The organism is Shewanella sp. GutDb-MelDb (genome assembly GCF_002836075.1).
Lineage (GTDB): Bacteria > Pseudomonadota > Gammaproteobacteria > Enterobacterales > Shewanellaceae > Shewanella.
On record NZ_PJBM01000220.1, the window covers coordinates 1 to 6401 of the forward strand.

Annotated in this window: 6 protein-coding genes; 3 read left to right on the forward strand and 3 right to left on the reverse strand. The window is 41.9% G+C overall.

From position 1 onward, the window contains the following. A partial coding sequence (locus CXF82_RS10645) for a substrate-binding periplasmic protein (RefSeq protein ID WP_145991683.1) occupies nt 1-1325 on the forward strand: 1325 nt, incomplete at its 5' end. A 78-nt stretch (nt 1326-1403) separates the two neighbouring features. Here the strand turns inward: CXF82_RS10645 and CXF82_RS10650 are convergent. Further along, entirely contained in the window at nt 1404-2402 is a 999-nt protein-coding gene (locus tag CXF82_RS10650; RefSeq protein ID WP_101090643.1) for a lipid A deacylase LpxR family protein, read from the reverse strand. A 182-nt stretch (nt 2403-2584) separates the two neighbouring features. Next, nucleotides 2585-3592 (reverse strand): helix-turn-helix domain-containing protein, encoded by a 1008-nt coding sequence (locus CXF82_RS10655; RefSeq protein WP_180961199.1) that lies wholly within the window; start codon nt 3590-3592, stop codon nt 2585-2587. A 195-nt stretch (nt 3593-3787) separates the two neighbouring features. On the opposite strand from CXF82_RS10655, the gene CXF82_RS10660 reads away from it, so the two are divergent. Next, nucleotides 3788-4273 carry a hypothetical protein gene (locus CXF82_RS10660; RefSeq protein WP_180961200.1) on the forward strand — a complete coding sequence of 162 codons (486 nt, stop codon included), beginning with the start codon at nt 3788-3790 and terminating at the stop codon, nt 4271-4273. A 161-nt stretch (nt 4274-4434) separates the two neighbouring features. Here CXF82_RS10660 and CXF82_RS10665 read toward each other — a convergent pair whose 3' ends face one another. Next, entirely contained in the window at nt 4435-4995 is a 561-nt protein-coding gene (locus tag CXF82_RS10665; protein WP_102044184.1) for a CBS domain-containing protein, read from the reverse strand. Nucleotides 4996-5330: 335 nt separating this feature from the next. On the opposite strand from CXF82_RS10665, the gene nfsA reads away from it, so the two are divergent. Beyond that, nucleotides 5331-6071, forward strand: a complete 741-nt coding sequence (nfsA, locus tag CXF82_RS10670; protein ID WP_308304382.1) for an oxygen-insensitive NADPH nitroreductase — start codon at nt 5331-5333, stop codon at nt 6069-6071. Nucleotides 6072-6401 lie beyond the last annotated feature (330 nt).

A 6401-nucleotide genomic window follows, 5' to 3' on the forward strand; every position in this document is an offset into this window, starting at 1 on the left:
CAGATGACTATGCCAATATTATTATCCCTGTAGTCTTTAGTTTTCCTAATCTGGGTAAGTTATTGACCATTGTTTTTGTGCTGTTTGCCGCTTGGTTTTCAGGTGAAGATATTGATTTTTTAACTTATGTACCTATGTCGATAAATGGCCTAATTAGTCTATTTGGTAGTGTATATTTAACCATTCCAATGCTGCTCGATTCACTTGAGCTGTCATCGGATCTATTTCAGCTTTATATGGTGTCGAGCTTATTTACTAGCCGCTTTACCTCATTGCTAGCGGCGATGAATATATTCATTCTTGCCGTGGGTGGTACCGCGATGCTGGTCGGCATTGCAAAAGTCAGCATGGCAAGATTAATTATGTATAGCGCATTAACACCAGTGGTATTCGGCGTCAGCTTATTAGCGTCTAGCTGGCTACTCAGTAGTATCGTTAATACTGAATACAACATGGATGAAGTGGTGGCTCAGATGAGCGCAGCAGAGAAGGTTCCCGATCAGGTCACCGCCTTTAGATGGGACGAATTGGCACAAGCAACGGGCCCAAGAGACTTAGAAGCGATAAGAGAAAGTGGCATATTAAGAGTCGGATATAACCCCATCCAAGTCCCATTTTCTTTTTATAATGCGCAAGATCAACTCGTCGGATTTGATGTTGAATTAATGAAAAAGCTGGCGGCGGAAATGGAAGTCAAAATTGCGTTTGTGCCTTATACCTTTGGTAACGTATTGAGTGCCATCAATAAAGGTCAGTTCGATATTGCCATTTCAGGGTTGCAAATGACCACGAAGCGGATAGAGTTCGTCGGTTTTACCACTCCAGTGCTAAATCTTCATTACTCATTTGTGGTGAAAGATCATCGAGCCGATGAATTCAAAACCGATAAAATGTTGCGCCAGGCGGGCACGATTAAAATAGCGTCGGTAGGCAGCTATTCTATTATTCCTCAGCTTGAAGAGAAGTTTCCCAACTTTGAGTTTGAAATGATTCAATCTGACCGTTTGTTCTTTGAAGATGATGGCAAAACATGGGATGGGTTAATGATCAGCCTTGAAGCGGGTAAGACCTGGACTATTTTGTACCCAGAATACACCACGCTTTATAATCGAGAAGAGATTAAGTCATTCCCCGCATCGTATGCGGTCGCAAGAGACAATGCTTCGTTGCAAACATTCCTCAATAGTTGGCTTGAGATCCAAAAATCATCCGGTTATGTCGATACTCTCTACAACTATTGGATTTTGGGTGAAAACGCTAAACCCCAAACAGCCCGTTGGTCAGTCATTAAGGATGTATTGCATTGGGTTGAGGCCGATAAATAATGAACAGCGTTAAGCTGTGATATGGATTGTCGAAAGTGGCCGGGTTAACCTGGCCACTTTTTATCGCACATATAGGCGTTACATCAGCCAGCTATAACTGATCACGCCGTAACCATGCCAGTCTTGTGGGTCCGATTCATATTCTTTGCTATATAAATCAAAACTCCAGCTAACTGACCAGCCGGGAAAGGCCCAGATAACGCCGGTGCTCGCGCTCGCTTGCTGATGTTTCATTTGAATATAGGAGTCATAAGGCAAATCGCCTTCGATACTCAAGTCATTCAGACGGTAACCCGCTTGTGCTCTTGCAAAAACGGTCCAGCTGCCACCTTCTCTGGCTGAAACACTGTATTGACCGTAGTGTCCAGCATGGCTGCTGATCTGCCCGAAAGACTGGTTCAAGTCATCTCCCCAGCGTAAGGTTAAGCCTAGATTTGATTCGGTACGGAAATTACCTAATTGTGTATAACTGTGACCACTAAGTTCCCATTGGCTGTCTTCAAAAGCCTGCTGCCGTAGCAATAGCATGTCTGCTTCATAGGCAAACTGAAACGTCATTTCCGTTTCGATTTGATACTGCCAGCCCAGTGGCGCGGTAGATGAGGTGAGCTTATGCACCAACTCCTGAGTCGCTTCTGCGCCAGAGGCTGGGCCCATAACACCGACTGCAAACCAGTTCTTTTGTGCGAAATCATCGCCATAGATTCCGCTGAAGCTCTCAAGCTCTAACAGCCCAGCATAAGGGCGGTCAAAAGGTTGCTCAAAGTCATGTTTTATCTCTATAGGCGTCCACATACGTTGATATAGGTTTGCGCCCCATTGGCTAGTATTACTCTGTTGTGGAAAAAGTAATAGGCTCTGCCAGTTAAAAGGCCAAGATGCGTTAGAGAAGTCATGTTGAGGCGTTGCTTGCCAGCTAATGGCAATACCGTTGGAGTAATCCCCATCATCGCCAATCACAACATCGTTATCTAAACCAACATGCCATTGAGATGCTAAAGAGGATAAAGGAGCGCTTGCAAGCACAGCGGCGCAGCCGATTGAAATTAGTGATTTATAAGCAAGTAGAGGCTTCAATTGCAGGTTCCCGTTATATTCAATGCATGATTTCAGGCGAAGTTCTACAGTAAAGATAACGCTTGCAGCATAACCCTAAAATGACAACTAATCCAATATTGGTATTATTACCGTCAACTTACGCTCATAACCGCAGGGTTATAGTTACTGCCTTACTCATGTGAGCAATTTATATAAGTGACTTAAATGAGCAGCTGGAATTGCTTACGATAGGCGCGGGGGGATTGGCCTGTTATCCGCTTAAAGGCTCGAGAAAAATGGGCTAGATCTGAGTAACCAAGTGAAGAAGCTATGCGGGTAATCGGAATATTGCCATCGGTCATCATTTCACAGGCCTGAGTGAACAACACGTTCTCGACGATGTTTGAATAACTGGCTTTTTCTGCTTTTAAACGGCGCTGAAGTGTTCTGACGTTCATGCCCAATATGTCGGCGGCAGACTCAATGGAGAGCCTACCTAAACCCAAATAAGGTTTGAGCGCTTGCTTTAATGAGTCAACAAACTGAGTTGGCCTGCGTGGCTCACTGGGTTTAGCTTCATGCCAGCCTAATTTTAGCGATATTGGCTGTGCGAGTTCTGCTGAGGTTAAGGAGATAGCAATAACACTGCGATTGACATAAAAAATTGAATCTTCAACGAGTAATGACTTTTTTAGTTCATCAGCATTATCAGAGGTTAGCACTATCTCGGCTGGAGACCACTCACGCTTGGTTAAGTTACGAATGAGCTCAATCATAAAGGTTAGGATGAACAGCTCTCTGAAATCCAAGAGCTTCTCTATATTAAAGTTATGCTCTCTAATTAACCAATGCCGACCGACTAAGTGCCGCAACTTGACCGTTGAGTGGGTTGATTCTTGATTAAAAAATACCGAGAACTCTTCGATAGCCTGCTCAAGAGTTTTAGCGTATTTGAGTTTTTCAGCATAACTAGGAACAAGTACTTGTCGGCATACTTGCCATATGAGTTGGCTGTATCTATTTGGGCCTGCCTTTTCACCGATAATACGCAGTAGATTAATCAGTGGCAGTTGCGGTACATAGTCGTGATCAGGCTCTAGGATGTTTTCTGGAAGTTGGGCTTTTGCGATGGTGGGATAGATATCACTATCTATCTGTTTGAGTATGTCGACGAAAGCGATCGCATATTGAGATTTAATCAAAGGAACGATGGGCGTTACTTTTTTCATTTTTAAGCCCTTCATTTTTACTGATCAGGTTAGTCTTTCTATTACAGTAGTCAATATCCTACATAGGTTAACTTTCTCGTTCTATATCGTAGGCGTTATGGCTGAGGTTTGTCTAATTATCTTGAAATGTGGTGAGTTGGTGTTAGCTTATAAAAGTAGCAAAAAATTCATTAACTAAATGAGCGAGGCTGATAAATGACCCAACAAACAGAGCCAATAAAGACTAAGCCGACGCTGGCCACCCCGATAAAAGAATACGGTTTTAATACGCCGCAGCGTTTATTTGTTGGTTATACGTTGGCTGTGTTAGTGGATCTCACGGTGCTTAATTTATTCAATGAGTTTTGGGAATACATCACGCTAGAGTCTTTTTCTATTTCGCTATTAGTGGCTATTTTATTACAGCTATTATTGAAGCTAACAATTGCGGCAGAACATGCGATTGCTGAATATTTTAAGACTAAACCGGGTCGGGCACCGAAGTTTTACCGAGCTTTTACTACTTGGGCTATTTTATTTGGTTCTAAATTTATAATGCTAGAAGCCATTAACTTGGTCTTTGGAGACAGCATTCAGTTTACAGGTCCTGCGGATGGAATCGTGGCATTCTTTGCACTTGTATTTGGGATCTTAATTGCAGAGTTTATGGTTTCTAAAATATATTTCTCGCTAGAAGATTAAGGAGAAAAGCCATGGTCTCTTACGGATGAATAATGACATTCTAATGATTAGCAGCAAGTACTGAGGATGCTTTTTCTATTTCGAATGCTACAGTTTAATACAAAAACAGCCACCCCAAAGGGTGGCTAGCTAAATCGATGAGAAACTCATTCGTCGCTAAGCTAAATAGCGGTTTTAAAAATATGCATAAACGAAGGTGGTAATTCGATATTAATGGGGACTTTAAGTTTGCGTGCAACATCATTTGATGCGATTAATCCTCGAATATGATGTTGCTCGTGGTCAATGACTAGCATGTGATGTAAGCCATTCTCTTGTAAGGATCGCACAACATCACTGACGTTTGCCGTTGATAGTTGCTGGTAATCCAGTGCCGATAATTGATCTCTAGCGATCATCATATCGGTCACTAATAACTCCTCAATACTGCAAGCAAACTTGTTGGCTAGCTTTACCATTTTACGGTGGAGTAGCTCATGCTTAGTTATCACGCCGAGGAATTGATTATCTTTGTCGACCACTAACCGCATAAATGCATGCGTCTTATCCATTACATTTGAAGTGTCTATTGCGCTTGTTGCTGCGTCGATGACCATAGGTTGAGAATGGTTAAAGTCGGTAAAAATACTCAATGCTGGCGAGTTTAGCTGCGTTTTATCTTCATCGGTCGACCAAAGTAAGTGGTCGATAGATGCGGTGCTATATAGATCTAGGTTTCTCATAGGGCTTTCTCCTGTACTAAGGTACATCTTTCAGGCGATTGATTCGGGGAGGTAACAGCTATATTTTATTTCTATTCACACCGGCTTGATGCTGTAATGCGAAGTCATTAGTTAGCCGTATCAATACAAACTAGTCTTGATGGCGGTAGAGGGTCAATAACATTAAGTACAATTAATATAGGTTAAGCTAATGGTAGAGTTGTTGCCAATATGGTTGATTCTGAAGATTTTTAATATTTTCTATTGTTTAGATTTAATGTTGCAGGCTGAATCTACGTCACTGCTTATTTTCAATTGCTCATAACGTAAAGGACCAGTAGGCTAGTGGTAACGTAATGAAAAGCGAAGCGACTATGAACTCAACGATAGATACCATATTACAACACCGCTCTATACGGCACTTTACCGAGCAAGCGATTGAAGCCGATAAACTGGAACAGATTTTAAATTGTGCTATCGCAGCATCGACCTCAAGTTTTATTCAATGCACCAGTATTATTCGGGTTACCGCTAAAGCATCGAGAGACAAGTTGGTTGAATACGCTGGTGGCCAACCTTATGTTGCTAGCGCGGCAGAGTTCTTTGTCTTTTGCGCTGATTTTAATCGTCATCAGCAGATAAACCCGCAAGCGCAACTGGGCTTTTGTGAGCAAACACTTATCGGAGCAATCGATACTGCTTTGATGGGGCAAAACGCATTGTTGGCAGCGCAATCACTTGGCCTCGGTGGCGTTTTTATTGGTGGTATCCGTAATAACCCTGACAAAGTGGTACAGCTGTTAAACCTTCCAAAGCATGTGATGCCGTTATTTGGACTGTGTTTAGGCTATGCTGCTAAAGCACCAGAGTCTAAGCCGCGTTTACCGCAGTCGATAGTGGTGCATCAAGACAGTTATAAGGCATTAGATTTTGATGTCTTAGCACGATATGACCAGCATATTAGAGAGTATTACGGCTCTCGCTCGAGCAATAACAAACAGGTTTCTTGGTCAGATCAAATAACGGAAACCCTGAACAAAGAGGCGAGACCCTTCATGCTAAGTGCGATTAATAAACAAGGGTTTCTTTCTAAGTAATTGATATTTAGCTGGCTGTTGGTGATTGTGTTGAGGGCTACGAGGCTAGCGTACTTTTGATTTTTAGATGAATATAGAGATCCTCTAAAGATTTGAAAATGGTTAACATCCTAGTGTAATGATGACTTTGATAGGAATTCGTTTTTTTAATTATGAATACTTCACCGTCATTAGCTATATCGGTATTTTATGACTTAAACTTGCATTTACACGCTTTTAAAAACCATAAGTGATAGTTATTGTTTATTATTTAGTTTTTCATTCGGTAAGATGGTCATACACTCACCATCTTATCTAGGAGATAACGATGAAACGCCTAAGTTTATCTAT

Coding starts and splice junctions, on each gene's coding strand:
- CXF82_RS10665 (WP_102044184.1), bottom strand. CDS start 4,995: ATGAGAAACCTAGATCTATATAGCACCGCATCTATCGACCACTTACTT.
- nfsA (WP_308304382.1), top strand. CDS start 5,331: ATGAAAAGCGAAGCGACTATGAACTCAACGATAGATACCATATTACAA.
- CXF82_RS10660 (WP_180961200.1), top strand. CDS start 3,788: ATGACCCAACAAACAGAGCCAATAAAGACTAAGCCGACGCTGGCCACC.
- CXF82_RS10655 (WP_180961199.1), bottom strand. CDS start 3,592: ATGAAAAAAGTAACGCCCATCGTTCCTTTGATTAAATCTCAATATGCG.